The sequence below is a fragment of the Streptomyces manipurensis genome (genome assembly GCF_049570255.1).
Lineage (GTDB): Bacteria > Actinomycetota > Actinomycetes > Streptomycetales > Streptomycetaceae > Streptomyces > Streptomyces manipurensis.
On the sequence record NZ_CP186950.1, the window covers coordinates 3,401,652 to 3,425,136 of the forward strand.

Sequence of the window (23,485 nt, forward strand, 5' to 3'; positions counted from 1 at the left end):
GACCCCGAACGCCCCCGCTCCTCCGACGGCCCCGGCCGTCCCGGCCGTCCGGGAACGCCGAGGGGCCCGGTACGCCTGTGCGTACCGGGCCCCTGGGAACGGGCGGGCTCAGCCGCCGATGAGACCGCCGATCAGCCCGGGCTGCTTCGAGGCGGTGCCGCTGCCGCGGGTCCCGACGGACGAGGAGGACGGTGCCTTCGGTGCCGTGGACTGCCTCGGGGTGCTGCGGGGGGTCTGCTGGCCGCTCGTCGTGCCCCTAGTGGCCGACGGGGACTGCGACTTCGTACCGGAGGTCTCCTTCGAGGGCGATCCCGAGGCGGTCTTCCCGGACTTGGCGGCCGGCTCGGACGGGGACGCCGACGGGGAGGCCTGCCGGGTCGGCTGCTGCTGCTGGGGCTGTGCGGGCTGCTGCCGGGCGGGCGCCTGCGGCAGGGGACGGCCGGGCAGGTAGTTGCTCGGGGCCTCGCCGGGCCCGGGAACGGTGACCACGGTGCTGGAGCGGACGGCCCCGCCGAGGAGCGAGCCGACGAGCAGGGTGAGCCCGCAGACCACGGTGGCCATGACGGCCCCGCGCCGCAGCACGCGCCGCCGCAGCTCCCAGATCTCCGAACGCGGCCCGAGGGTCCGCCAGGCCTCGCCGGCGAGGCGCCCGTCCAGGGAGTAGACGGGGGCGCCCGCGATGATGAGCGGGCTCCAGGCGGCGAGGTAGATGATGTCGGGCGCGTCGTACGCCGGAACGGTCTTCCAGCTCACCGTCATCAGCAGCGCGGCGGACAGCAGCGCCCCGAAGCAGGCGGCGAACCGCTGCCACAGGCCGAACACCGTCAGCACGCCCACGATGACCTGGAGGAAGGCCACGCTCAGCCCCGCGCCCACCGGGTGCGCCAGCGCGAAGTCGCGCAGCGGCTCGGCGAGCGCCCAGGGGCTGAGGGTGTGCAGCCAGGTGACCATGGAGCCGCGCTCGCCGCCGTCGAAGTAGACGGGGTCGCACAGTTTGCCCATGCCGGCGTAGATCGAGATGAAGCCGAGGAAGACGCGCAGCGGGAGCAGCACGACGCCGAGGTTCATCCGGCGGCCGGGGTAGTAGGAGGCCTGCGCCTGCCCGCGCGGGTCGGCCCCGGGCCGCCGCGGGTCCGCGTCCGGTCCGGAACCGGGCGGTTCCTGGTACGGCAGGTCGCGTACGGCGGCCAGCGGGCGCGTCTCGGCGGGGTCGCCGTAGCTGCGCTGGCCGACGACGGTCGGCGTGGCCACGGTGTCCTCGGCGAGGTCGTGGGCCAGGTCGACGCGCGGGATGACCTGGGTGGCGCCGCCGTCGTGGGCGTCGTGGCCGCGGACGGCCTGGAGGAGGCCGCCCATGGCCGCGGCGTCGCCGGTGTCGGACTTGCCGCTCCAGACCACGGGGGCGCGGCGTCGGGTGGCCCCGGCGGCGGCCACCACGGCACCGCCCAGGACGGGCGCGCGGCCGGGGGCCTTCGCGGGCTTGGAACGCGCGCTCGGGCTCGGTGCGAGCCGCACGCGGAAGCTGGCGTGGTTGACGATGACCTGTGCGGGGTCGCACGGCACCTTGACCATGCTCAGCGCGGGCTGGTCGTCGAACCCTGACGTTCTGGTGTCCACACTCATCTAACCGAGTGATCAGTGTTTAGGACACTGCCTTGACATCAGGGATCTGTCCGAGACCCGTCAAGATCAAGCCACCCCGCCCGAAAGGGGCGGGGCAGCACGCTCACGGGTCACGTTCCGTGGGCCGTTCGGCAGAGCTCAGGTGCGCGGCTGCGCGGCCCGGCGGCGGGCCGCCTCGTACAGGACGACGCCCGCGGCGACACCGGCGTTGAGCGACTCGGCGCCGCCCGGCATCGGGATACGCACCAGGAAGTCGCAGTTCTCGCCCACGAGGCGGCCGAGGCCCTTGCCCTCGGAGCCGACGACGATGACGACCGGGCCGCCCAGCGCCTCCAGGTCCTGCACCTCGTGCGTGCCCTCGGCGGCGAGGCCGACGACGGCGATCCCGGCCTTCTTGTACTCCTGCAGGGCGCGGGTCAGGTTGGTGACGCGGGAGACCGGGGTGCGGGCGGCGGTGCCGGCCGAGGTCTTCCAGGCGCCGGCGGTCATGCCGGCGGCGCGGCGCTCGGGGATGACCACGCCGTGGCCGCCGAAGGCGGAGACGGAGCGGACGATCGCACCGAGGTTGCGCGGGTCGGTGACGCCGTCGAGGGCGACGATCAGCGGGTCCTCGCCGTTGTCGTAGGCGGCGTCGGTGAGGTCTTCGGGGTGCGCGTACTCGTACGGCGGCACCTGGAGGACCAGGCCCTGGTGGTTGAGCCCGTTGGTCATACGGTCGAGCTCGGGGCGCGGGGCCTCCATCAGGTTGATGTTGCCGCGCTCGCTCGCGAGCTGGAGGGCCTCGCGGACCCGCTCGTCGTTGTCGATGAACTGCTGCACGTAGAGGGTGGTGGCGGGCACGCCGTCGCGCAGCGCCTCGAAGACCGGGTTGCGGCCGACGACCATCTCGCTGGTGCCCTTGGGACCGCCGCGGCGCGGGGCCGGGCGGCGCTTGGCGGCCTGGCGCGCCATGGCGTTGGCGATGCGGTTCGCCTTGTGCTTCTTGCGGTCCTCCGCCTTGGGCGTGGGGCCCTTGCCTTCCAGGCCCTTGCGCCGCTGGCCACCGCTGCCGACCGTGGCGCCCTTCTTGTTGGACGTGCGGCGGTTCCTGCGCTGGCTGTTCCCGGCCATGACCTCTACCTGTTTCGTTGGTGCTGCGATATGTACGTATGAAGAGTGTGCCGCCCGGGAGGCCGGGCGGCACAGTCGGACTGCTCCGGGTGCCGGGGGCTCAGCGGGGGCCGAGCGTCCAGCGCGGCCCCGTCGGGCTGTCCTCGATGACCAGACCGGACTGCTGGAGCTGGTCGCGGATGGCGTCGGCGGTCGCCCAGTCCTTGCGGGCACGCGCGGACTCGCGCTGCTCCAGGACCAGGCGCACGAGGGTGTCCACGGCGCCGTGGAGGTCCTCGCCGCGGTCGGCCTCGCCGGCCCAGTGCGGGTCGAGCGGGTCCAGGCCGAGGACGCCCAGCATGGCGCGCACCTCGGACAGCCGGGCGATGGCCGCGTCCTTGTCGTCGGCCGCGAGCGCGCTGTTGCCCTGGCGCACCGTGGTGTGGACGATGGCGAGCGCCTGCGGGACGCCCAGGTCGTCGTCCATGGCCTCGGCGAAGGCCGGCGGGACCTCCGCGGCCGCCTCGACCGGGCCGCCCGCCTTCTCGACGACGCGCTGGCAGAAGCCCTCGATGCGGGCGAAGGCCGACTCGGCCTCGCGCAGCGCCTCCTCGCTGTACTCGATCATCGACCGGTAGTGCGGGGTGCCGAGGTAGTAGCGCAGGACGATCGGGCGCCACTGCTTGACCATCTCGGAAACGAGGACCGAGTTCCCGAGGGACTTGGACATCTTCTCGCCGGCCATGGTGACCCAGGCGTTGTGCACCCAGTAGTTCGCGAAGGCGTCCCCGAAGGCCTTGGCCTGCGCGATCTCGTTCTCGTGGTGCGGGAAGATCAGGTCCAGGCCGCCGCCGTGGATGTCGAAGGCCTCGCCGAGGTACTTGTGCGCCATGGCGGAGCATTCGAGGTGCCAGCCCGGACGGCCGCGGCCCCACGGGGTCTCCCAGGAGGGCTCGCCCGGCTTGGCGGACTTCCACATGGCGAAGTCGCGGGGGTCGCGCTTGCCCGTCTCGCCCTCGCCGGAGGGCTGGAGCAGGTTGTCGAGCTCCTGGTTGGACAGGCTCAGGTAGCCCGGGAACGAGCGCACGTCGAAGTAGACGTTCCCGTCGGACTCGTAGGCGTGGCCGCGCTCGATCAGGCCGCGCATCATCTCGATCATCTCGGGGACGTGGCCCGTGGCGCGCGGCTCGTAGGTGGGCCGCAGGCAGCCGAGGGCGTCGTACCCGTGGTTGAAGGCCTGCTCGTTGTCGTAGCCGATGGACCACCAGGGGCGGCCCTGCTCGGCCGACTTCGCGATGATCTTGTCGTCGATGTCGGTGACGTTCCGGACGAACGTGACGTCGTAGCCGCGGTACTCGAACCAGCGGCGCATCATGTCGAAGTTGAGGCCCGACCGGATGTGCCCGATGTGCGGGGCCGCCTGCACGGTGGCGCCACAGAGGTAGATCGAGACGCAGCCCGGAACGAGCGGGGTGAAGTCGCGGATCTGCCGGGCGCTGGTGTCGTACAGGCGAATAGTCACGGCATCCAGGGTAGTGGGCCCGTAGCAGTGCCCCGCGACCTTTGGCGGCGCGGGGCCGCTTTGTTCCCGAAGATGTGCCGTCCCCGGGGGCGTTCAGGCCCGGTTCGTCCGGTAGACGAGGGCCGTGGCGATCGCCGCGAGCCCCTCGGCCCGGCCGGTCAGACCCAGTCCGTCGGTGGTGGTGCCCGAGACGGAGACGGGGGCGCCCGCGGCGCCCGAGAGCGCCTTCTGCGCCTCTTCACGCCGCTTGCCGATCTTCGGGCGGACTCCGATCACCTGGATGGCGACGTTGCCGATCTCGAAGCCCTCGGCGCGGACGATACGGGCGGCCTCCGCGAGCAGGGTGGTGCCGGCGGCGCCGGACCACTCGGGGCGGGAGGTGCCGAAGTGGGCGCCGAGGTCGCCCACCCCGGCGGCGGAGAAGAGCGCGTCGCAGGCGGCGTGGGCGGCGACGTCGCCGTCGGAGTGGCCGGCGAGGCCGTCCTCCCCCTCCCACAGCAGGCCGGCGCACCACAGCTCGCGGCCGGCCTCGAAGGCGTGCACGTCGGTGCCGATGCCCACGAGCGGGATCAGCGGCGCGGCGGGGTCAGTAGGCATCGGTGGCCCTCCTGCGGGCGAGTACGGCCTCGGCGAGGACCAGGTCGAGCGGACGGGTGACCTTGAAGGCCTCTTCGTGGCCGGGGATCACCAGGACGGGCACCCCGAGACGTTCCACCATGCCCGCGTCGTCGGTCGCGCCCTCGCCGGCGACGGCGATCGCGGCGTGCGCCTCCCGCAGCGTGGCGAGGTCGAAGCCCTGCGGGGTCTGCACGGCGCGCAGCCGGGCGCGTTCGGGAGTGGCGACCACCGGCTCGGGCTCGCCGGGCCCGCCGGGCTCGACCTCCTTGACGGTGTCGGCCAGCGGGAGCGCCGGCACCACGGCGCGGGCGCCGTCACGCACGGCCTCGACGACGGAGTCCACGGTGTCGACCGGGACGAGCGGGCGGGCGGCGTCGTGGATGAGCACCGAGGTGACGTCCTGCGGCAGCGCGTCCAGTCCGGCCCGTACGGAGTCCTGGCGGGTGTCACCGCCCGGGACCACGAGCACCTCGGTCCGCTCGGGCAGCGCGTGCTCGCCCAGCAGCAGGCGTACCTCGGCCGCGTCGGCGGGCGGTGCGACGACCACGACGACGGAGACCGCCCGGGAACGGGCCATCGCGCGGACGGCGTGGACGAGCATGGGCGTGCCGCCGAGGCCGCGCAGGGCCTTGGGGGCACCGGGACCGAGGCGCACCCCCCGGCCGGCGGCCGGGATCACCGCGGCGGTGCGGTGGGGACGCGTTACGTCAGACATCAGTAGCTCCGAGCCAGGTTTGTGACTTCGGCCGACATGGGTATGGCCTGAAGGGTGCCGGGTGCGATGCCCTCGCCCCTTCCGTGACGACTGGTCGAGCAGGCGGCCCGGACCCGGCACGCCTGTAGGGCAGTGGGGTGGTTGCGCTCACGGCAGGGGGGTTACGGAGACAGACATGCCGCAGCGCCCGGCAACAGGCCTCCCGGAGAGGGAGACCGTGTCATCGGGCACCGCGGCAAGCTGTGCACATCGTGCACAAGGCCTCGCGTCAGGACGCGAGCACCTCGTCGAGGAGGGCCTCGGCCTTGTCCTCGTTCGTGTTCTCAGCGAGCGCGAGCTCGCTGACCAGGATCTGGCGCGCCTTCGCGAGCATGCGCTTCTCACCCGCGGAAAGCCCGCGCTCACGCTCACGACGCCACAGGTCACGCACCACTTCGGCGACCTTGATGACATCGCCAGAAGCGAGCTTCTCCAGATTTGCCTTGTAGCGCCGGGACCAGTTCGTCGGCTCTTCTGCATACGGTGCGCGAAGCACCTCGAAGACCCGGTCCAGCCCGTCCTGGCCGACTACGTCGCGAACGCCGACGAACTCCGCATTGTCCGCAGGCACACGAACCGTCAGGTCGCCCTGGGCGACCTTGAGCACCAAGTAGGTCTTGTCCACGCCTTTGATCTGACGAGTCTCAATGGCCTCGATCAGCGCGGCCCCGTGATGGGGATAGACCACGGTGTCGCCAACCTTGAACGTCATGTGACAGGTACCCCTTCCGTGGCTATCCAGGGTAACACGAGAACTGACTGTTATGAATGGCGTTTTCGCAGGTCAGGGCACATCTCGGGGCTTGACAACACGGACAGGAACGTGCTGCGGAAGGCTTGCGGAAGGGGGTATTCGCAGGTCGGGGGCGCTGCGCGGACCGGGCGAAAGGGCCACGCTACACCCACCCGGCTCCCCCATCGGTGTGACGTACGTCCCGTTTTGCCGGGTTGGGAGTCGCGAAACCGAACTGCTCCGTTCGGCTGGCGACCCCTCTCACGCAGCGGGTTCCGGCCCAATCCCGAATTGATCACGAAGTGGCGTTCGAGGGAATCCCGGAATTGATCAACAAGGGGCCCCGGAGACGATATGCGGGCGGCACATGATCGGCGAGGTGAACGCCGCGGGAACGGCCCGGTGGACCACCTCGCGAACCCCCTGGTGATCGCCGGCGGGGAGGACGGCCGCGACGGCGGGCCGCGGCGCGGACGGAATGCGGGATCCCAGGACGCCCCAGGGTGGCGGCAGCGCTGCGGAGGGTCGGGTGCGGGGGCGGGGCGGCGGCTCGGTAACCTAAGCCCGCTGACACACCCTTAGAGCGGCTTCACCTCGGCCGTTCCGGGGGAACCCACCCTCCCTTCCGTTCGTCCAAGGAGTTGCCGCCGCCGTGAGCCGCAGCCTTCGACGCGGCGCCCTCGCCGCCACCGCCGTCGTGTTCTCGATCGCCTCGCTGGCCGCATGCGGTGCGGGCAACGACGCGCAGACTCTCCAGATCAAGCCGGACAACGCCGCCGCCACCAAGGGCGACATCGAGATCCAGAACGCTCTGGTGATCACCCAGGGCGAGAAGGACAAGAAGGGCCCGGCCGTCGTGTCGGCGACCGTCTTCAACAACGGCAGCACGCCGCAGACCCTTGACGCCATCACCCTTGCGGATGGCAAGGGCAAGGTCCTGCTGAAGCCCGCCGAGGGCGGCTCCGGCAAGATCACCGTCCCGGCCGGCGGCTCCGTCGTCATCGGCGGCAAGGGCAACGCCTCCGCGCAGATCGAGAACGGCTCCGAGGCCGCGAAGAACGGCGACGTGCAGAAGGTCGTCTTCCAGCTGAGCAGCACCGGCGGCGTCGAGCTGCAGGCCTTCGTGGTCCCGGGCGCCGGCATGTACGCGGGCTTCGGCCCCTCCGCCGCCGCGTCCCCCGCCGTCGGCACCAGCCCCTCCGGCAGCCCGTCGGGCTCGCCGTCCGGCTCCCCGTCCGGCTCGCCCTCGGCCGGCCCCTCCGGTTCGCCCGCGGGTGCCGCCTCCGGCAGCCCCGCCGGTTCCCCGTCGGGCTCCGCCTCGCACGCCGCCGGTCACTGACCCCGGCTTCGCGGACCGTACGCGAACGCACACGGGAAGGGCCCCGTCCACAGCTGTGGACGGGGCCCTTCCCGTTGCGGCGGGCGGTGCGGCGGGCCGGCGGCCCGCCGCCGCGGGCGGCAGACGGGCCCACGGTGCCTACACGGCCTACGGCTCGAACTTGTAGCCGAGACCGCGCACCGTCACCAGGTAGCGCGGGGCTCCCGGGTCCGGCTCGATCTTGGCGCGCAGGCGCTTGACGTGGACGTCAAGGGTCTTGGTGTCACCGACGTAGTCGGCGCCCCACACCCGGTCGATCAGCTGCATGCGGGTCAGCACGCGGCCCGCGTTGCGCAGCAGCATCTCCAGCAGGTCGAACTCCTTCAGCGGGAGGTCGACCTTCCCGCCGGCGACGGTGACCACGTGCCGGTCCACGTCCATCCGTACGGGCCCTGCCTCCAGGGCCGCCGGGGTGACCTCCTCCGGCTCCCCGCGGCGGCGCAGGACCGCGCGGATGCGGGCGACCAGCTCGCGCGAGGAGAAGGGCTTCGTGACGTAGTCGTCCGCTCCTATCTCCAGCCCCACGACCTTGTCGATCTCGCTGTCCTTGGCCGTCACCATGATCACGGGGACGTTGGAGCGCCCGCGCAGCTGCCGGCAGACCTCCGTGCCGGGCAGCCCGGGGAGCATCAGGTCGAGGAGGACGAGGTCGGCGCCGTTGCGCTCGAACTCGTCCAGCCCGTCGGGCCCGGTCGCGGCGACGGCGACCTCGAAGCCCTCCTTGCGGAGCATGTAGGACAGGGCGTCGCTGAAGGATTCCTCATCCTCGACGACGAGCACTCGGGTCACGGAAGGACCTCCGGGGCAGGAATGGCTGGGGCGGTTCTGGATCAGGCGGGTGTCGGGTGGGGGCGGGAGGACGCGGTGGCACCGGGGGCGGCCGGTGCGGCGGCCTCGGGCAGCCGCAGGGTGAAGGTGGAGCCCTGGCCCTCCGAGCTCCAGACCGACACCTCCCCGCCGTGCGAGGCCGCCACGTGCTTCACGATCGCAAGGCCGAGGCCGGTGCCTCCCGTGGCGCGGGAGCGGGCCGGGTCCACGCGGTAGAAGCGCTCGAAGACGCGCTCGCGGTCCTTCTCCGGGATGCCGATGCCCTGGTCGGTCACGGCGATCTCGATCAGGTCCCCCCCGGGAGCCGTCACCCGGCGCGCGGCGATGCCGACGCGGGTGCGGGCGGGGCTGTAGTTGACGGCGTTCTCGACGAGGTTCCCGAGGGCGGCGGCGAGCTGCCCGCGGTGACCCCAGACGCGCAGGTCGGCGGTGCCGCCGGCGGCCATGGTGATCTGTTTGGCGGTGGCCGTGTGGCGGCAGCGGTCGATGGCCTCCGCCACCAGCGTGTCGACGCGCACGGGCTCGGCGTCCTCCAGCGCCTCGTCGTTCTGTACCCGGGAGAGGTCGATGAGCTCCTGCACGAGGTTGATCAGCCGGGTCGACTCGATCTGCATGCGGCCCGCGAAGCGGGTGACCGCCTCGGGGTCGTCGGCCGCGTCCATGACGGCCTCGGACAGCAGGGAGATCGCCCCGACCGGGGTCTTCAGCTCGTGGGAGACGTTGGCGACGAAGTCGCGGCGCACGGCCTCGATGCGGCGGGCCTCGGTGAGGTCCTCGACGAGGAGCAGCACCAGGCGGGAGCCGAGCGGGGCGACACGCGCGGAGACCGCGAGGGCCTCGCCGCGGCCGGTGCCGCGCCGGGGCAGGTCCAGCTCGACCTGCCGTATCTCCCCGTCGCGGCGGGTGTCGCGGGCCATGTGCAGCATGGGCTCCACCGCGAGCTTGCCGCCCCGTACGAGCCCGAGGGCGTACGCGGCGGACGAGGCCTTGACGACGGCGTCGCCCTCGTCGAGCACGACGGCGGAGGAGCGGAGCACGGACAGGACGGTGTCCACGCCGGGCGGGAGCACCGCGTTGATGTCGGGGCGCATGGAGCTCCGGGTGGGGCGGGCCTGGTCGCGCTCGCTCCAGCGGAACGCCAGCATGGCGATCACGCCGGTGCACAGACCGGCGATCGCTGCAGCTGCGGCGACCGCCGCGTTCACGTCCATGCATCCAGGTTAAGCAGGCACGACGACACTTCCACAGCCGTTCGGGTGGCACCTCGAACAGTCGTCGCCCAGAGTTCACCCTGGCGACGGGGTTGATTCACTTGTGGTGCCGGAGTCGGACGCGTTTGCGGCCGACCGTGTCACCGTGGGGCCGAAGGCCGCCCCCGGCCCGCCCCGGGCAGTACTGCACCACGTAGTAGTAGAGGTCGAGAGAGGGACACGAGACATGCGCGACGCGTACCACGAGGAACTGGACTCGATCGGAGAAGGCCTGGTCGAGATGGCCCGACTCGTCGGTTCCGCGATCGGGCGGGCCACGACGTCCATGCTCGACGCCGACCTGAAGCTCGCCGAGAGCGTCATCGCCGCCGACCAGAAGATCGACGACCTCCAGCACGACCTGGAGGCCCGCGCCATCGCGCTGCTGGCCCGCCAGCAGCCGGTCGCCACGGACCTGCGGATCGTCGTCACCTCCCTGCGAATGAGCGCCGACCTGGAGCGCAGCGGCGACCTGGCCCAGCACGTGGCGAAGCTCGCCCGGCTGCGCTTCCCGGACCGCGCCGTGCCGCGGGACCTGCACGCCACCATCCTGGAGATGGGGCAGCTGGCACAGCGCCTGATGGCGAAGGCGGCCGAGGTCATCATCACCAAGGACGTGGACCTCGCCCTGCAGCTGGAGCAGGACGACGACGAGATGGACCAGCTGCACCGCACCCTCTTCCAGCACCTGATGGACGACCGCTGGAAGCACGGCATCGAGACCGCCGTGGACGTGACGCTGCTCGGCCGCTACTACGAGCGCTTCGCCGACCACGCGGTGTCGGTCGCCAAGCGCGTGGTCTACCTGGTGACGGGCGAGCACGCGGACGACCTGCAGCAGCCGACGCAGGTCGAGGGCGTCTGACCGCGGGCGCGCCGCGGCACCGGCGGCGGCACCGGCGGCGGCACCGGCGGCGGCCGCCCGCGGCCGAGCTGCGTCGAGCTTCCGTGCGCCGTTGACGCGCCGGTGCCACTGGGCATGAATGAGGGCGAGGCGGTCCGACGTACGAGGTCCCGTATGCCGCCCACCGAGGAGGAACCATGCCCGATTCCCCCGTCCCCATCACCCCGGAGCAGGAGCAGCCACCGAAGCCGGAGCCACTGCGGCTGCCGCTGCTCGCGGCCTGCGGGTGCGGCTCCGGCTGCGGCTGCGGCTGCCAGTCCGGCGCTCCCTGCCAGTGCGGCGGCTGACCCGCGCGCACCCGGTACGAGGAGAAGCCCCCCGCCCGTGGAACTCCGCGGCGGGGGCTTCGCCAACTGGCCCCGGAGGAGGCCACGTCAAGGGTTGAATGCCCGCATGGACATAGTCGAAGGCGGCATCGCCGCCGTCGCCGCCGCCTTCAGCGGCTGGGCGGCGTACAGCGCCATGAAGGCCGCCCGATCGGCGGACCGCAACTCCCAGACCGCGAACCGGACGGCCGAACTCGCCCACCGGACCGCCGAATCCGTCGCACGCATCGAACGCGACCGCTGGCACCGCGAGCTGACCCCCGAGATCAGCTTCCGGCTCACCAAGGAACGCGGGCACGTGGAGCTCCTGGTCCGCTACGTGGGCCCGACGGCCCTGGGCCGGCTGCACCGGATGGAACTGCGCGTGCGCGACGACCGGGACCACACCAACGACCCGCTGCCGGCCGGCGGCCTGACCTCCGAGGAACACGGGCGGACGATCTGGGGCCCCTACCGCTTCGGACACCCGGCGAACGGCGCCGGGGAGACGGGCCGCGAGGTCGAACCGCTCTCGCTCCTCCCGGGCGAGGAACACCGCCTGCGCCTCGACCCGTCCCAGCCGCACCGGCTCTTCGGCGGCGGCTTCGAGCAGTGGGAGAAGGACTACCGCGAGGCGGACTTCCGCCTGTGGGTCGACTGCCACGTCGAGGGTCACCGGGACTGGAACCTCACCGCGGACGTCCCCCAGCGGCACGGGACCACCCCGTCGATCCGCGGCGTCCAGGCCCGCTGACCGCCCCGCCCGAAACGGCGACTTCCGTCCGCCGGACCCGGCGGACGGGGTCGCCCCCACGGTTGTGACCGCTCCTGGAGGCCGGTCGGCCGCCGGTCCCGGGGAGGCCGGGCCGGAAAGGCTGTCTCCGGCACCTGTAGGACCGGGCGGGCTGCCTGCCGTCGGCAAGAAGCCCAGGGGCCTCCGGGCAGAGGAACGCCCCCGCCCCGCACCGAGTGCGGGCCGGGGGCGCGATCGCTCTTCCTGCTACTTCTTGCCCTGGTTCTTGACGGCCTCGATGGCGGCCGCTGCGGCGGCGGGGTCGAGGTAGGTGCCGCCCGGGTTGAGGGGCTTGAAGTCCGCGTCCAGTTCGTAGACGAGCGGGATGCCGGTCGGGATGTTCAGGCCCGTGATGTCGGCGTCCGAGATGCTGTCGAGGTGCTTGACCAGACCGCGCAGGGAGTTGCCGTGCGCGGCCACCAGGACCGTGCGGCCCGCGAGCAGGTCCGGGACGATGCCGTCGTACCAGTACGGCAGCATGCGCTCGACGACGTCCTTGAGGCACTCGGTACGCGGACGCAGCTCGTTCGGGATCGACGCGTAGCGCGGGTCCTCGGACTGGGAGAACTCCGTGCCGTCCGCGAGGACCGGCGGCGGGGTGTCGTACGAGCGGCGCCACAGCATGAACTGCTCCTCGCCGAACTCGGCCAGGGTCTGCGCCTTGTCCTTGCCCTGGAGCGCGCCGTAGTGGCGCTCGTTCAGGCGCCAGGAGCGGTGCACCGGGATCCAGTGGCGGTCCGCGGACTCCAGCGCGAGCTGCGCGGTGCGGATGGCGCGCTTCTGCAGGGAGGTGTGCAGGACGTCGGGCAGCAGGCCGGCGTCCTTCAGCAGCTCACCGCCGCGGACCGCTTCCTTCTCGCCCTTTTCGGTGAGGTTGACGTCCACCCAGCCGGTGAACAGGTTCTTGGCGTTCCATTCGCTCTCGCCGTGGCGGAGCAGGATCAGCTTGTACGGTGCGTCGGCCATGCGTACGAGCCTAATGGACGCGCGGGCGCGCCCGCGCGCGGCGCCGGGTCCCGCGGATTGACGGCGGGCGTCAATCCGGTGGCGCGCACGACCCCCCTCCTCGTAATGTGCGGGAAGCCAGAACGACTCTTACAGCTTCGGGGGGAATTCCGTATGTCCGCTGCCAGTCTGAGACGGGCCGCACGGGAGAGCGTCTCGGGTCTGCCGCGGGCGTTCTGGTGGCTCTGGGCCAGCACCCTGGTCAACCGGCTCGGGGCCTTCGTCGCCACCTTCATGACCCTCTACCTGACCCTGGACCGCGGCTACTCCGCCTCGTTCGCGGGGCTCGTGGTGGCCCTCCACGGACTCGGCGGCGTGGTCTCCTCCCTCGTCGCGGGCGTGATGACCGACCGGCTGGGCCGGCGCCCCACCCTGCTCGCCGCGCAGGCCTCGACGGCGTTCTCGGTGGCGCTGCTCGGCTTCATGGAGCACCCGGCGGCGATCGCCGCGGTCGCGCTGCTGGTCGGCATGACCTCCAACGCCTCCCGCCCGGCGGTCGCGGCGATGATGGCGGACATCGTGCGCCCCGAGGACCGCGTACGGGCCTTCGCGCTGAACTACTGGGCCATCAACCTCGGCTTCGCGGTCAGCGCGGCCGCGGCCGGGCTGATCGCCGAGTACAGCTACCTCGCCGGCTTCCTGGGCGAAGCCGCGCTGACGCTGGCCTGCGCGGTGCTGGTGTACGTCAAGCTGCCCGAGTCCCGGCCGCAGCAGGACGGGCCGGGCACCGCGGGGGGCGCGGGATCCGGCGGGGACGCGGAGCGGACCGGGCTCGGGACCGTGCTGCGCGACGGGCGGTTCATGGGTGTGGTCGGGCTGTCGTTCCTGATCTCGCTGATCTTCACGCAGGGGTCGGTCGGGCTGCCGGTCGCGATGGGCGCCGCCGGCTTCTCGCCCGGGGACTACGGGCTGGTCATCGCCGTGAACGGGCTGCTGATCGTGGTGCTGCAGATCCCCGTCACCCGGTTCATCGAGCACCGGGACCCGCAGAAGCTGCTGGTGGTCTCGGCGCTGCTGGCCGGGTACGGCTTCGCGCTGACGGCCTTCGCCGGGCCGCTGTGGGCGTGGGCCCTGACCGTGTGCGTGTGGACGCTGGCGGAGATCGTGAACTCGCCGACGCAGATGAGCCTGGTCGTCCGGCTCTCGCCGGTGCACGGGCGCGGCCGCTACCAGGGCGTCTACTCGATGTCGTGGGCGGTGGCGGCGCTGGTGGCCCCGCTGATGGCGGGCTTCGTGATCGACCGCTTCGGGGCCGTCTGGCTGTGGGGGGCGACGGGCGTGCTGGGCACGGTGGCGGCGGTCGGCTACTGGCTGCTGATGCGGGGGCTGCCGCAGGCCGGAGGGGCTCCGGAGCCGGCCGCGTCCGGCGGCCCGGCGGCTGCCGGGAGCGCCGAGCCGGTGAAGACCGAGCCGGTGAAGACCGCCCCGGAGAAGGCCGCCCCGGAGAGGGCCGAGCCGCTCGCCGCGGGCTGACCGGCGGGGGCGGGACGGGCGCCGGACGGGCCGCGGTTCAGGCGAGGTGGCCGAAGACCGCGGCCAGGAGGACGCCCGCGGCGAGGAAGAGGAGCGTCAGGACCGCCATGGCGGTCTTCTGTTCCGCGGTCACCCCGGCCTCCGGCACGGCCGCCCCCGCGCCCCCGCCCGTCCCCATGTCCATGCCCCTGTCCGCACCCCTCCGCATGTCCGCGCCCGCGCCCCCGTGCGGGCCGGCCGCCCCCGGCAGGGGTTCGCCGCCCGCGCCCAGCGCCCGTACGGTGCCCATCCCGTGCTTGAGGTGGTTGGCGACCAGCCACACGTTGACCGGGTACGCGAAGGCCAGCCCGGCCAGCACCGCCAGCGAGAACGTCGCCCAGAAGCGGACGTCGCCCACGTCGCGGGCGCCCGGCACCTGGCTGCGGACGATGACGTTCACGGCGACCATCGCGCCCATCACGCAGTTCATCGACAGCCACTCCGCGTACACCGTCGAGCGGACGGCCCGTACGTAGCTCCCGCCGAGCATGTCGCGCATGAACAGGGCCTGGAAGACCAACAGCCCGAAGCCGAAGCCCACCGCGTACTCCAGCAGCGCGTCGGCCCACGGCGGGAGGCCGAGCAGCGAGGCGGCGACGGCCGCGACCATGATGCCGGTCGCGTCGCCGGCCACGCAGTGGATGGTCGAGCCGAGCGCCTGCTTCCACAGCGGCGCCACGAACCGCTCGTGGGTGCCCGGCCGCGGCTCCTTGCAGGACAGCACGTAGAGCGCGGCGCCGACCGGGCCGATGTAGAGGGTCACCAGCACCCAGCCCCACTTCATCACCGTGAGTTCGGGGTTGCGGGTGAAGGCGTCCCGGGCGACGTAGCCGGTGGACAGGAGGGCCAGGGCGAACCAGGCGTACATGACGGCTTCGGCCGCGGTCCCGCTCATCCCGCCACGGTGCGCCCGCGCGGGCGGTGGCAGGCGGGCCGACACGCCCGTGCGGCGGCGTTCGGTGCGGCGCGTCAGCCGATCGGACCGCCGGGACCGGACGCCGCCCCGGCCTGCCCGTCCTGTCCGGCCTGCCCGGTCTCCCCGTCCTGCCCGTTCTCCCCGTCCTGCCCGGCCTGCTCACCGCGGCCGCCGGAGGGAGCGCCGGGCCGCGTCAGGTGCTTGAACGCGTCCAGGTTGAAGGTCGGCTCGCCGCGGGAGACCCGCCACTCGTACTCGCGGCGGATGGCGCTCGCGAAGCCCAGCTCCAGCAGGGTGTTGAAGGAGCCGTCGGCGGCCTCCAGCACCGTGCCGAGCAGCCGGTCGAGCTCCTCGGGGGTGACGACGGACAGCGGCAGCCGGGCCGTCAGGTAGACGTCCCCGAGCCGGTCCACGGCGTACGCCATGCCGTACAGCTTGAGGTTGCGCTCGAGCAGCCAGCGGTGGACGCCCGCCTCGTTCTCGTCGGGGTGGCGGATCACGAAGGCGTTGACCGACAGCGAGTGCCGGCCGACCCGGATCGAGCAGGTGGTGCTCAGCTTGCGGGTGCCGGGGAGCGTGACGACGTAGGCGCCCGCCTCGGGGCTCTCCCAGCTCAGCTCGGCGCCGTCGAGCGCGCTCTCGATGATCGCTGCGGTGTCAGCCATGGTAGGAGCGTACGCGACGGCGCCTTTCCTGCACGGCGGCCGTGTACACGTCGGCCGTGGCGCTCGCCGCCGTGTCCCAGCCGAAGAACTGCGCGTGCCGCGCCGCAGCGGCGCCCATCCGCTGCGCGAGCCCGGGGTCGTCGACGAAGCGGCGCAGTTCGCGCGCGTAGTCCGCCGGGTCGTGCCCCGGTACGAGGATCCCCGTGACCCCGTCGTCGACGGCGACGGGCAGCCCGCCGACGGAGGCGGCGAGCACCGGGGTGCCGGCCGCCTGGGCCTCTATGGCGACGAGCCCGAAGGACTCGCTGTAGGAGGGCATGACCAGCACGGACGCCGCCCGGAACCAGTCCGCGAGGCCGTCCTGCGCGACGGGCGGATGGAAGTGGACGAGGTCGGCGATGCCCAGCTTCGCGGCGAGCTTCTGCAGGCCCTCCGGCTTGGCGAGACCGCTGCCGCTGGGGCCGCCGACGACGGGGACGAAGAGCCGCCTGCGCAGCGAGGGGTCCTGGTCGACGAGGACGGCGACGGCCCGCAGCAGGATGTCGGGGGCCTTCAGCGGCTGTATCCGCCCGGCGAAGAGCGGGATCACCGCATCCTGCGGGAGGCCGAGGCGGGCGCGGGCGGCGGCGCGGCCGTCGCCGACGGTGAAGCGGTCGAGGTTCACGCCGGGGTGGACGACGGCGACCTTGGCCGGATCGGCCTCGTAGTACCGCACGAGCTCGTCGGCCTCTTCGGCGGTGTTGGCGATGAGCCGGTCGGCTGCGGACACGATCTGGGTCTCGCCGATGACGCGGGCGGCGGGCTCGGGGGTGTCGCCCTCGGCCAGCGCCGCGTTCTTGACCTTGGCCATGGTGTGCATGGCGTGCACGAGCGGCACGCCCCAGCGTTCGGCGGCGAGCCAGCCCACGTGGCCGGAAAGCCAGTAGTGGGAGTGGACGAGGTCGTAGTAGCCGGGGCGGTGCCCGGCCCAGGCCTGCATCACCCCGTGGGTGAAGGCGCACAGCTGCGCCGGGAGCTCCTCCTTGGCGAGGCCCTCGTACGGGCCCGCGTCCACGTGCCGTACGAGGACGCCGGGGGCGAGCTCCACCACGGGCGGGAGGCCGCCGGTGGTGGCCCGGGTGAAGATCTCGACCTCGATGTTGATCGCGGCGAGCCGGCGGGCCAGCTCCACGATGTAGACGTTCATCCCGCCGGCGTCGCCGGTGCCGGGCTGGTGCAGCGGGGAGGTGTGGACGCTGAGCATGGCCACGCGCCGCGGCCTGCGGTGGTGGCCGGCCCCGGGCAGGCGCAGCCGGGGAGGGTCGTGGCGGGTGGCGCGGGCGGCGAGGCGCCCGCTGAGGCTGCCGCCGAGGCGGGACACGTACTGGCTCAAGGAAGCGGTTTCCTCTCGGCTCGGACGGTGCGCGGGCAACGCTCAGGCGGCACGGACGGATGGACGGCATGACGGTGAGGGCGCGGAGGGCGCCCTGCAAGGAGTGCAACCCGGATGGCCGTCCCCCGCATTCCGGGGTCTCCCGTTTTCCTGCCGGTTCCCGGGTTTCTTGGCCTTCTCTTGGGGCTTCGCCCGGGCCGGCGCCCGGATTTTCCCGCCGCGCGGGGCCTCCGCTTACTCTCGGCTCATGGCCTCCCGCACCACCCCGTCGCCCCGCCGCGCCCCCGGCCGCCCCGTGGGCACGGTGACGCGCGGCACGACGAACCCGAACCGGCTGCGCCGGATGGACCGCTGGATCGCGGCGGCCCACGGCGCCGCGCTGCGCCGTGCGGGCGATCCGGTGGCGGTGGACCTCGGCTACGGCGCGGCGCCCTGGACGGCGGTGGAGCTGCTGGCCCGGCTGCGGGAGGCGGCGCCGCGGGTGCGGGTGGTCGGCATCGAGATCGAGCCGGCCCGGGTGGCGGGCGCGAAGCCGTACGAGCGGGAGGGGCTGAGTTTCCGGCACGGCGGGTTCGAGGTGCCGCTGGACGGCGGGGAGCGGCCGGCCCTGATCCGCGCCGCGAACGTGCTGCGGCAGTACGACGAGGAGCAGGTCGCCCAGGTGTGGGAGCGGCTGTGCGCACGGCTGGCCCCGGACGGGCTGCTGGTCGAGGGGACCTGCGACGAGATCGGACGGCGGCACGTGTGGGTGGCGCTCGGGCCGGAGGGGCCGCGCTCGGTGACCTTCGCGACCCGGCTCGGTTCGCTGGAGCGGCCCTCGGACCTGGCGGAGCGGCTGCCGAAGGCGCTGATCCACCGGAACGTGCCGGGCGAACCGGTGCACGCGTTCCTGCGCGACTTCGACCGGGCGTGGGCGGCGGCGGCCCCGTACGCCTCGTACGGGGCGCGGCAGCGCTGGATCCGGACGGCGCGGGCGCTGTCCGCGGACTGGCCGCTGGCGGACGGGCCGGGCCGGTGGCGGCAGGGTGAACTGACCGTGCGCTGGGAGGCGTTGCGCCCCCTGGGGTGAAAGCCGCGCGGTGGGGAACCGGAGACGGGGGCGGACCGTTGGTCCGTGCGGGGCGGGGCACGGGGGCCGTTGGGGCGGACAAGATCCGAAAGCCATCCACAAGGGTGTCGGATTTCACGGTCTCGTGGCACCATCCCGTTGGCGGCGAGAAGTTACTGATGAATAGTCAGATCCGTTACGGGATCTGACTCGGGTGCCTGGGGGGACCATGGGGTCGGTCAAGGGACGGCGGGGCGCGAGCTCCCTCGTGCTGCTCTGCGCATTGGCGACGGTCACGACGTCCGCCCTCGCGGGCACGGCGCACGCGGCTCCGGCGGCCCCCGCGGCACCGGCCGCTCCGGGCGCGCCCGCGGCTCCCCTGCCCGAACCGGGCGGCAGATCGCTGGAGCAGGTCCGCAAGGACATCGAGGAGCTGTACCGGCAGGCCGGCGCCGCCACCGACGCCTACAACCTCGCCGAGGCCGAGACCAAGGCCCAGTCGGACAAGATCGTCGAGATCGCCAACCTGATCGTCGCCGGCAAGGAGCGGATCGCCACCCTGAAGAACCGCGCGGGCGCCGCCGCCCGCGCCCAGTACCGCTCGGGCGGCCTCCCGCCGGGCGCGCAACTGGCCCTCAGCGACGACCCGAACCAGTTCCTCGACGGCGCCGACCGGCTGCGCCAGGGCGAGAAGGCCACCTCGGACCTGATCTCCGAACTGGACCGCACCCAGACCGACTTGCAGCGCTACGCCGACGAGGCGGGCGAGCGCTGGAAGACGCTGGAGGAGAACCGGGTCAAGCAGGAGGCGGCCAAGAAGCAGGTCGAGGAGAAGATCAAGGCGGCCGAGGAGCTGGAGAGCAAGCTCGAGGCCGAGGAGAAGGCCCGGCTGATCCAGCTGGAGCAGGAGGCCCAGTACCGGGCGCAGACGGCCTGGCTGTCCTCGGGGGCGATGAAGGACGTCAACGGCAAGGCGACGGACGCCGGCAAGCGGGCCGTGCAGTTCGCCACGGCGCAGATAGGGAAGCCGTACAAGTGGGGCGCCGTGGGCCCCGACTCCTTCGACTGCTCCGGCCTCACCTCCCAGGCCTGGCGCGCGGCGGGACGCGGCATCCCGCGCACCTCGCAGGAGCAGCTGCGGCTGCTGCCGAAGATCGCGGTCAAGGACATGCGCCCGGGCGACCTGATCATCTACTTCGACGACGCGAGCCACGTCGGGATGTACGTGGGCGACGGCGCGATGGTGCACGCCCCCCGGCCCGGCCGGGACGTGACCATGGCGGGCGCGGGCTCGATGCCGATCAAGGCGGTCGTCCGCCCGGACGCCTGACCCTCACCGGGCCGGCGCGGCACACGCCCCGCCGGCCCCGCCGGTACGGCTGAGCCCGTACGGGCCCCGGGGACGGTCCACGGACCGGGACGGGGCAACCATCCGGCCGTCCCGGACGTCTCGCACACCGGGACCCACGTGGCCCCGCCGTGACCTTTGTCATCCAGCGAGGCCGCTTTTCCCCCGCGATAACGGCATATGCCCGAGGCCCCGGACCGGAACGGCATTCCATTCGCCGTGCCGGGACCGCTAGGGTCTGCCGGACGAGCGCACCCTCGGGGGGAGGGAAGGAACCGGAGACGATGCCCGTACCCGTACCGAGGCAGAGGGAGACCCCGGCCACGGAGAGCGGTCAGGCCGTTCTGCACACCGTCGCACCGCCGGCCCCCGTGGCCCTGGGTGCCGGCGTCGCACACGCGACCCCTCACGCGACCCCGCTGACCCTCCTGGTCATCGAGGACGACCCGGCCGGCGGGCTCACCGTTCCCGAGATCCTCGACGCCGACGGCCACCGCATCCGGCTGCGCACCGCCCGCAACCTCACCGAGGCCGAGCGCCTGCTCACGCCCGACGTGCACTGCATCCTCCTCGACCTGGACCTGCCGGGCAGCGGCCCGCGCACCGGCACCACCGGCGCCGGCACCGCCACCGCCGTGGAGCAGCTGTCCGCCCTCCACCAGGTGCTCCGCCTCGCCCCGCGCCACGCCGTCCTCGTCCTGACCGGGGAGGACGACGTGGAGCGCGCCGCCGAGGCCGTCCGGGTCGGCGCCCAGGACTTCCTCTTCCGCGACGAGCTGGACGGCCGGCTGCTGAGCCGGGCCATCCGCTACGCCGTGGAGAGAAAGCGGGCCGACATAGCCCAGTACAAGCTTGCAGAATCGAAACTGCGGGCCCAGGAGAACGCCCGCCTGGAGCGCGGTCTGCTCCCCACCCCCCTCCTGGAGGGCTCCGACCTCCGCTTCGCCGCCCGCTACCGCCCCGGCCGCAGCCGGGCCCTCCTCGGCGGCGACTTCTACGACGCCGTCCGCACCCCCGACGGCACCGTCCACGCGATGATCGGCGACGTCTGCGGCCACGGGCCCGACGAGGCCGCCCTCGGCGTCGAGCTGCGCATCGCCTGGCGCGCCCTCACCCTGGCCGGCCTGTGCGGCGACGACCTGCTGGCCACACTCCAGGAGGTCCTGGAGGTGGAGCGCCCCTGCGAGGAGATCTTCGCGACGCTCTGCACGGTCGACATCGCCCCGGACGGCCGCCGCGCCGGCCTCTGCCTCGCCGGCCACCCGGCCCCGCTGATCTCCCGGCCCGGCCGCCGCGCGCAGCTCCTGCCGTACGAGAACAGCGGGCCGGCCCTCGGGCTGCTGCCGCGGGCCCGGTGGCCGCGTCGGCAGGTGGAGCTCGGCGGCACCTGGAGCCTGATGCTCTACACCGACGGCCTGATCGAGGGCCGGATCGGCGAGGGCCGCGAACGGCTGGGCCAGGACGGCATGGTCGAGATGATCAACCGGCACCTGGACCGCGGGCTGAGCGGCGAGGAGCTCCTGGAGGCCTCCGTCACCGAGGCCCGCCGGCTCAACGGCGGCGAGCTCACCGACGACGTCGCCGTGGTCCTGCTCTCCCGCGCGGAGGGCTGACACGCCGATCGGCCGGTCCCGCGCGTCCGCGCGGCCGGCCGACCCCGTGAAGAGGCAGGACCTAGCGCCCGCCGTTGTACGGGCCGTAGGGTCCGTCGCTGCTGCTGCCGCCGCGGCGCCGGCCGCCGCCCGACACCTGCTTGAGCGCCGGGCGCACGTCGACGAAGAACACGATGGTCGCGACCAGGCCCGCGATCTGCAGGAACAGCATCCCGAGGAAGAAGTCCACGAGCACCGTGATGCCCAGGATGACCAGCCAGAAGGTCTTGCTCTGCTTGTCGGCCGCACGGTAGGCGTCCTCCCGCGCGAGCAGCGCGAAGACGAAGGCGACCACCGCGAGCGCCAGCATGGCGAGCCCGAGCATCGGGATCACCCCTCGATCGAACCCGTCCATCAACATCGCTTCGACCGCCTTCTCACGCTTGCGTTCCGCACTTCCGATGCCACCTCCACGCTACCGGCACACGCGCCCTCGTGAACCGCAACGGGCCGGGCACCTGAAGGGTGCCCGGCCCGACGCACGTCATGCCGTGCGGCTCAGCCCGCGTCGTCCGCGGTGACGGCGGCCTTCTTGGCCGCGGTCTTGCGCGCGCTCGTCTTGCGGGGGGCCGGCGGCTGCTCCGCGGCGGCCTCGGCCTTCACCTCGGGCTCGGGCTCCGGCTCGACGACCACGGCGATGTCGACGATCTCCTCGGAGACCTCGCCCCGCCAGGCGCGCACGGCCTGCTCGCCGTGCACGGCGACCTTGTCGTAGGTCTCCTTGGCCCGGACCGCGTACTCGGCGGCCACACCCACCCCGCGCAGCGCCAGGTCCTGGGCGGTCTCACCGATCTTCTTCGGGTCGATCGCGCCGAACACCTCGGCGACCTTGGCGGTGACGGCGTCCTGCACGGCCTTCGGGTCCGTGTTCTTCACGGCCTCGATGCGCGCGGGGGCCTCCGCCCGCAGCTGCTCGATCAGCTCCGGGACCTTCCGGGCCTGCTGGACGGCGAGATCGGCGGTGCCGGCGGCGAAGTAGAGGGGGGTGGGGTCGGTGAGGGTCTTCTTCAGGTCATCGGCGATGGCCATGGGCTGGGTCCTCCCGGATCGACATCAGTTCGTCTTCGGAGGCATCTCGTCGGCGGGCGCGTCGAGCGCGTTCTCCTTGCGGAACGACTCGTAGATCTGGAGCAGCACCTGCTTCTGCCGCTCGTTGATGGACGGGTCGGCGAGGATGACGGCGCGCGTCTCCACCTCGTCGCGGTCCCGCTCGTCCAGGATCCCGGCCTGCACGTACAGCGTCTCCGCGGAGATCCGCAGCGCCTTGGCCAGCTGCTGGAGGATTTCCGCGCTCGGCTTGCGCAGCCCGCGCTCGATCTGGCTCAGGTACGGATTCGACACTCCCGCCGCATCGGCGAGCTGCCGCAGCGAGAGCTGCGCCTGCCGCCGCTGTTCGCGGAGGTACTCGCCGAGGTTTCCGACGTTGAGCGATGCCATGCCGGGTATCCTGCCCGACCCTGCTAACTTTTGCAAGCAGACGCTTGCAGCAGCTCCCACCCCCGGTCGCGAGACGCTACGTTGGGGCCCCCGAGCAGAGGAGAGCCCCGTGGGCAAGGTGGTCATGTACGGCACGGTGTCGGTGGACGGCTTCATCGCGGACGAGGCCGACCGACCCGGACCCCTGTTCGACTGGCTGACCGGCGGCGACGTCCCGCTGGACGACAGCGGCCTGCTGAAGGTCTCGCAGGCCTCCTACGACCACACCCGCCCCTACTGGGACCGGATCGGGGTCACGATCGCCGGCCGCCACGTCTTCGACCTGACGGACGGCTGGGACGGGACGCCTCCGAGCGGGATCGACCACGTGGTCGTCGTGTCCCACCGGCCCGCGCCCGAGGGCTGGGACAAGGGCGCGCCCTTCCACTTCGTCACCGGGGTCGAGGCGGCCGTGGCCCGGGCCCAGAAGCTCGCGGGCGACCGCGTCGTCGAGGTGGCCGCCGGCGACGTCGGCGGCCAGGTGCTGGCCGCGGGCCTGGTCGACGAGGTGCGCATGGACGTCGCACCCGTCGTGCTCGGCTCCGGCAAGCGCTTCTTCGGGTCGGTCCGCGCCCAGCACCTGCTGGAGGACCCCGACGTGGTGGTCCAGGGCGACCGGGTACTCCACCTGAGCTACCGGGTGCGCCGCTGACCGCTCGCGGCAGGGACGCGAGAGGGGCCCGCCGCGGCGACC

The 23,485-nt window shown here is 72.9% G+C and carries 23 protein-coding genes and 1 pseudogene; 9 read left to right on the plus strand and 15 right to left on the minus strand.

Annotation, left to right across the window (positions count from 1 at the left end; translation table 11 throughout):
* Window positions 1–108 precede the first annotated feature (108 nt).
* The 6 genes from ACPU2J_RS15620 to ACPU2J_RS15645 form a co-directional block, all read right to left on the minus strand.
* Window positions 109–1,623, minus strand: a complete 1,515-nt coding sequence (locus tag ACPU2J_RS15620; protein WP_361597047.1) for a DoxX family protein — start codon at window positions 1,621–1,623, stop codon at window positions 109–111.
* A gap of 138 nt (window positions 1,624–1,761) precedes the next feature.
* Window positions 1,762–2,733, minus strand: a complete 972-nt coding sequence (gene rlmB / locus ACPU2J_RS15625; RefSeq protein WP_361597044.1) for a 23S rRNA (guanosine(2251)-2'-O)-methyltransferase RlmB — start codon at window positions 2,731–2,733, stop codon at window positions 1,762–1,764.
* Window positions 2,734–2,833: 100 nt separating this feature from the next.
* Window positions 2,834–4,234: a cysteine--tRNA ligase gene (gene cysS, locus ACPU2J_RS15630; RefSeq protein WP_361597041.1), complete on the minus strand. Its 1,401-nt coding sequence runs from the start codon at window positions 4,232–4,234 to the stop codon at window positions 2,834–2,836.
* Between the two features lie 93 nt (window positions 4,235–4,327).
* The gene (gene ispF / locus ACPU2J_RS15635; RefSeq protein ID WP_420080389.1) at window positions 4,328–4,831 is read right to left on the minus strand and encodes a 2-C-methyl-D-erythritol 2,4-cyclodiphosphate synthase; all 504 of its coding nucleotides are present in this window, start codon (window positions 4,829–4,831) and stop codon (window positions 4,328–4,330) included.
* The gene (gene ispD / locus ACPU2J_RS15640) at window positions 4,821–5,567 is read right to left on the minus strand and encodes a 2-C-methyl-D-erythritol 4-phosphate cytidylyltransferase (protein WP_361597035.1); all 747 of its coding nucleotides are present in this window, start codon (window positions 5,565–5,567) and stop codon (window positions 4,821–4,823) included. The genes ispF and ispD overlap by 11 nt, the downstream gene beginning before the upstream one ends.
* Window positions 5,568–5,835: 268 nt before the next feature.
* Complete coding sequence (locus tag ACPU2J_RS15645; protein WP_003953493.1) at window positions 5,836–6,318, minus strand: CarD family transcriptional regulator; 483 nt, start codon at window positions 6,316–6,318, stop codon at window positions 5,836–5,838.
* Between the two features lie 673 nt (window positions 6,319–6,991).
* Between ACPU2J_RS15645 and ACPU2J_RS15650 the strand changes: the two genes are divergently transcribed.
* Complete coding sequence (locus ACPU2J_RS15650; RefSeq protein WP_420080388.1) at window positions 6,992–7,678, plus strand: DUF461 domain-containing protein; 687 nt, start codon at window positions 6,992–6,994, stop codon at window positions 7,676–7,678.
* Window positions 7,679–7,825: 147 nt separating this feature from the next.
* Here the strand turns inward: ACPU2J_RS15650 and ACPU2J_RS15655 are convergent, their stop codons facing one another.
* Window positions 7,826–8,506 carry a response regulator transcription factor gene (locus tag ACPU2J_RS15655; protein ID WP_015035162.1) on the minus strand — a complete coding sequence of 227 codons (681 nt, stop codon included), beginning with the start codon at window positions 8,504–8,506 and terminating at the stop codon, window positions 7,826–7,828.
* Window positions 8,507–8,547: 41 nt separating this feature from the next.
* The gene (locus ACPU2J_RS15660) at window positions 8,548–9,756 is read right to left on the minus strand and encodes a sensor histidine kinase (RefSeq protein ID WP_361597029.1); all 1,209 of its coding nucleotides are present in this window, start codon (window positions 9,754–9,756) and stop codon (window positions 8,548–8,550) included.
* A 226-nt stretch (window positions 9,757–9,982) separates the two neighbouring features.
* On the opposite strand from ACPU2J_RS15660, the gene phoU reads away from it, so the two are divergent.
* The 3 genes from phoU to ACPU2J_RS15675 all read left to right on the plus strand — a co-directional run bounded on the left by phoU (window position 9,983) and on the right by ACPU2J_RS15675 (window position 11,758).
* Window positions 9,983–10,660: a phosphate signaling complex protein PhoU gene (gene phoU / locus ACPU2J_RS15665; RefSeq protein ID WP_360871146.1), complete on the plus strand. Its 678-nt coding sequence runs from the start codon at window positions 9,983–9,985 to the stop codon at window positions 10,658–10,660.
* Between the two features lie 176 nt (window positions 10,661–10,836).
* A complete protein-coding gene (locus tag ACPU2J_RS15670) occupies window positions 10,837–10,986 on the plus strand; it encodes a hypothetical protein (RefSeq protein WP_167350612.1) in 150 nt (49 codons plus the stop codon).
* Window positions 10,987–11,092: 106 nt separating this feature from the next.
* Window positions 11,093–11,758, plus strand: coding sequence for a hypothetical protein (locus ACPU2J_RS15675; RefSeq protein ID WP_420080387.1), 666 nt, complete (start codon window positions 11,093–11,095; stop codon window positions 11,756–11,758).
* 246 nt (window positions 11,759–12,004) lie between these two features.
* On the opposite strand, the gene ACPU2J_RS15680 is transcribed toward ACPU2J_RS15675, so the two are convergent.
* Window positions 12,005–12,763, minus strand: a complete 759-nt coding sequence (locus ACPU2J_RS15680) for a phosphoglyceromutase (RefSeq protein WP_399823241.1) — start codon at window positions 12,761–12,763, stop codon at window positions 12,005–12,007.
* Window positions 12,764–12,916: 153 nt separating this feature from the next.
* Here ACPU2J_RS15680 and ACPU2J_RS15685 point away from each other — a divergent pair, with 153 nt between their 5' ends.
* A complete protein-coding gene (locus tag ACPU2J_RS15685) occupies window positions 12,917–14,275 on the plus strand; it encodes an MDR family MFS transporter (RefSeq protein ID WP_423833469.1) in 1,359 nt (452 codons plus the stop codon).
* 37 nt (window positions 14,276–14,312) lie between these two features.
* Here ACPU2J_RS15685 and ACPU2J_RS15690 read toward each other — a convergent pair whose 3' ends face one another.
* From ACPU2J_RS15690 to mshA, 3 genes and pseudogenes are all read right to left on the minus strand, one after another.
* Window positions 14,313–15,209, minus strand: coding sequence for a DUF4396 domain-containing protein (locus ACPU2J_RS15690; protein ID WP_420080385.1), 897 nt, complete (start codon window positions 15,207–15,209; stop codon window positions 14,313–14,315).
* Window positions 15,210–15,412: 203 nt separating this feature from the next.
* Window positions 15,413–15,895 (minus strand): annotated as a pseudogene (locus tag ACPU2J_RS15695) (YbjN domain-containing protein); the annotation flags it as partial.
* Window positions 15,888–17,267 (minus strand): D-inositol-3-phosphate glycosyltransferase, encoded by a 1,380-nt coding sequence (mshA, locus tag ACPU2J_RS15700; protein ID WP_423833470.1) that lies wholly within the window; start codon window positions 17,265–17,267, stop codon window positions 15,888–15,890. The gene mshA and the pseudogene ACPU2J_RS15695, both read right to left, overlap by 8 nt.
* Before the next feature lie 247 nt (window positions 17,268–17,514).
* Between mshA and ACPU2J_RS15705 the strand changes: the two genes are divergently transcribed.
* The 3 genes from ACPU2J_RS15705 to ACPU2J_RS15715 all read left to right on the plus strand — a co-directional run bounded on the left by ACPU2J_RS15705 (window position 17,515) and on the right by ACPU2J_RS15715 (window position 21,276).
* A complete protein-coding gene (locus tag ACPU2J_RS15705) occupies window positions 17,515–18,336 on the plus strand; it encodes a class I SAM-dependent methyltransferase (protein WP_361597011.1) in 822 nt (273 codons plus the stop codon).
* Between the two features lie 208 nt (window positions 18,337–18,544).
* Window positions 18,545–19,645 (plus strand): C40 family peptidase, encoded by a 1,101-nt coding sequence (locus ACPU2J_RS15710; protein ID WP_365081547.1) that lies wholly within the window; start codon window positions 18,545–18,547, stop codon window positions 19,643–19,645.
* A 149-nt stretch (window positions 19,646–19,794) separates the two neighbouring features.
* The gene (locus tag ACPU2J_RS15715) at window positions 19,795–21,276 is read left to right on the plus strand and encodes a PP2C family protein-serine/threonine phosphatase (RefSeq protein ID WP_420080383.1); all 1,482 of its coding nucleotides are present in this window, start codon (window positions 19,795–19,797) and stop codon (window positions 21,274–21,276) included.
* A gap of 61 nt (window positions 21,277–21,337) precedes the next feature.
* Here ACPU2J_RS15715 and ACPU2J_RS15720 read toward each other — a convergent pair whose 3' ends face one another.
* The 3 genes from ACPU2J_RS15720 to ACPU2J_RS15730 all read right to left on the minus strand — a co-directional run bounded on the left by ACPU2J_RS15720 (window position 21,338) and on the right by ACPU2J_RS15730 (window position 22,752).
* On the minus strand, window positions 21,338–21,676 hold the full coding sequence (locus tag ACPU2J_RS15720) for a DUF2516 family protein (RefSeq protein ID WP_361597002.1): 339 nt from the start codon (window positions 21,674–21,676) through the stop codon (window positions 21,338–21,340).
* 137 nt (window positions 21,677–21,813) lie between these two features.
* Window positions 21,814–22,344: a hypothetical protein gene (locus ACPU2J_RS15725; protein ID WP_361596999.1), complete on the minus strand. Its 531-nt coding sequence runs from the start codon at window positions 22,342–22,344 to the stop codon at window positions 21,814–21,816.
* 24 nt (window positions 22,345–22,368) lie between these two features.
* Window positions 22,369–22,752 carry a helix-turn-helix domain-containing protein gene (locus ACPU2J_RS15730; RefSeq protein WP_361596996.1) on the minus strand — a complete coding sequence of 128 codons (384 nt, stop codon included), beginning with the start codon at window positions 22,750–22,752 and terminating at the stop codon, window positions 22,369–22,371.
* A gap of 109 nt (window positions 22,753–22,861) precedes the next feature.
* On the opposite strand from ACPU2J_RS15730, the gene ACPU2J_RS15735 reads away from it, so the two are divergent.
* Entirely contained in the window at window positions 22,862–23,443 is a 582-nt protein-coding gene (locus ACPU2J_RS15735; RefSeq protein ID WP_420080381.1) for a dihydrofolate reductase family protein, read from the plus strand.
* Window positions 23,444–23,485 lie beyond the last annotated feature (42 nt).

Excerpts from the sequence above, each read along its gene's own strand:
- ispF (WP_420080389.1), bottom strand. The coding sequence starts at position 4,831 with ATGCCTACTGACCCCGCCGCGCCGCTGATCCCGCTCGTGGGCATCGGC.
- ispD (WP_361597035.1), bottom strand. The coding sequence starts at position 5,567 with ATGTCTGACGTAACGCGTCCCCACCGCACCGCCGCGGTGATCCCGGCC.
- ACPU2J_RS15725 (WP_361596999.1), bottom strand. The coding sequence starts at position 22,344 with ATGGCCATCGCCGATGACCTGAAGAAGACCCTCACCGACCCCACCCCC.
- ACPU2J_RS15685 (WP_423833469.1), top strand. The coding sequence starts at position 12,917 with ATGTCCGCTGCCAGTCTGAGACGGGCCGCACGGGAGAGCGTCTCGGGT.
- ACPU2J_RS15690 (WP_420080385.1), bottom strand. The coding sequence starts at position 15,209 with ATGAGCGGGACCGCGGCCGAAGCCGTCATGTACGCCTGGTTCGCCCTG.
- ACPU2J_RS15675 (WP_420080387.1), top strand. The coding sequence starts at position 11,093 with ATGGACATAGTCGAAGGCGGCATCGCCGCCGTCGCCGCCGCCTTCAGC.
- ACPU2J_RS15730 (WP_361596996.1), bottom strand. The coding sequence starts at position 22,752 with ATGGCATCGCTCAACGTCGGAAACCTCGGCGAGTACCTCCGCGAACAG.
- ACPU2J_RS15680 (WP_399823241.1), bottom strand. The coding sequence starts at position 12,763 with ATGGCCGACGCACCGTACAAGCTGATCCTGCTCCGCCACGGCGAGAGC.
- ACPU2J_RS15670 (WP_167350612.1), top strand. The coding sequence starts at position 10,837 with ATGCCCGATTCCCCCGTCCCCATCACCCCGGAGCAGGAGCAGCCACCG.
- phoU (WP_360871146.1), top strand. The coding sequence starts at position 9,983 with ATGCGCGACGCGTACCACGAGGAACTGGACTCGATCGGAGAAGGCCTG.
- ACPU2J_RS15645 (WP_003953493.1), bottom strand. The coding sequence starts at position 6,318 with ATGACGTTCAAGGTTGGCGACACCGTGGTCTATCCCCATCACGGGGCC.
- ACPU2J_RS15710 (WP_365081547.1), top strand. The coding sequence starts at position 18,545 with ATGGGGTCGGTCAAGGGACGGCGGGGCGCGAGCTCCCTCGTGCTGCTC.
- ACPU2J_RS15660 (WP_361597029.1), bottom strand. The coding sequence starts at position 9,756 with ATGGACGTGAACGCGGCGGTCGCCGCAGCTGCAGCGATCGCCGGTCTG.
- ACPU2J_RS15705 (WP_361597011.1), top strand. The coding sequence starts at position 17,515 with ATGGCCTCCCGCACCACCCCGTCGCCCCGCCGCGCCCCCGGCCGCCCC.
- rlmB (WP_361597044.1), bottom strand. The coding sequence starts at position 2,733 with ATGGCCGGGAACAGCCAGCGCAGGAACCGCCGCACGTCCAACAAGAAG.
- ACPU2J_RS15720 (WP_361597002.1), bottom strand. The coding sequence starts at position 21,676 with ATGTTGATGGACGGGTTCGATCGAGGGGTGATCCCGATGCTCGGGCTC.
- ACPU2J_RS15620 (WP_361597047.1), bottom strand. The coding sequence starts at position 1,623 with ATGAGTGTGGACACCAGAACGTCAGGGTTCGACGACCAGCCCGCGCTG.